The 856-nt window shown below is 51.1% G+C and carries 1 rRNA gene; it reads right to left on the reverse strand.

What is annotated here, in order from left to right:
* Nucleotides 1-856 (reverse strand): 23S ribosomal RNA (locus NE473_RS30020); the annotation flags it as partial.

Below are 856 nucleotides of genomic sequence, written 5' to 3' on the forward strand. Positions count from 1 at the left end.
GCCTCCCACCTATCCTGTACATGCAGTACCGAATCCCAGTATCAAGCTGGAGTAAAGCTCCATGGGGTCTTTCCGTCCTGGCGCAGGTAACCAGCATCTTCACTGGTACTTCAATTTCACCGGGTGCATTGTCGAGACAGCGCTCAAATCATTACGCCTTTCGTGCGGGTCGGAACTTACCCGACAAGGAATTTCGCTACCTTAGGACCGTTATAGTTACGGCCGCCGTTTACTGGGGCTTAAATTCAAAGCTTCGGATTGCTCCTAACCTCTCCTCTTAACCTTCCAGCACCGGGCAGGCGTCAGCCCATATACCTCACCTTTCGGTTTTGCATAGACCTGTGTTTTTGCTAAACAGTTGCTTGAGCCTATTCTCTGCGGCCCACTCTCGTGGGCACCCTTTATCCCGAAGTTACAGGGTCATTTTGCCGAGTTCCTTAACAATGCTTCTCCCGCCGGCCTTAGGATTCTCTCCTCATCCACCTGTGTCGGTTTACGGTACGGGCACGTATTACACAATAGCGGCTTTTCTTGACAGCCCCTATACCAACTTCCCTACTTTTGTTCGGTACGCTTAACGCTTTCCTGTTGTTAAACGGATTTTCCAGTCTAACCAGTCCGGCGCTTGCCCCGGTCTTTTCATTCCCGGGTTTGGCTTCGGTTCTGTGTCCCCACAGTTCTGATAATACGCGGTACAGGAATTTCAACCTGTTGTCCATCGACTACGTCTTTCGACCTCGCCTTAGGCCCCGACTTACCCAGAGCAGATCAGCTTTACTCTGGAAACCTTAGATATTCGGCCTGGAGGATTCCCACCTCCATCTCGCTACTCATTCCGGCATTCTCTCTTCTTAAC

Origin of the sequence: Hungatella sp. SL.1.14, from assembly GCF_024460495.1 — a bacterium.
GTDB lineage: Bacteria > Bacillota > Clostridia > Lachnospirales > Lachnospiraceae > Hungatella > Hungatella hathewayi.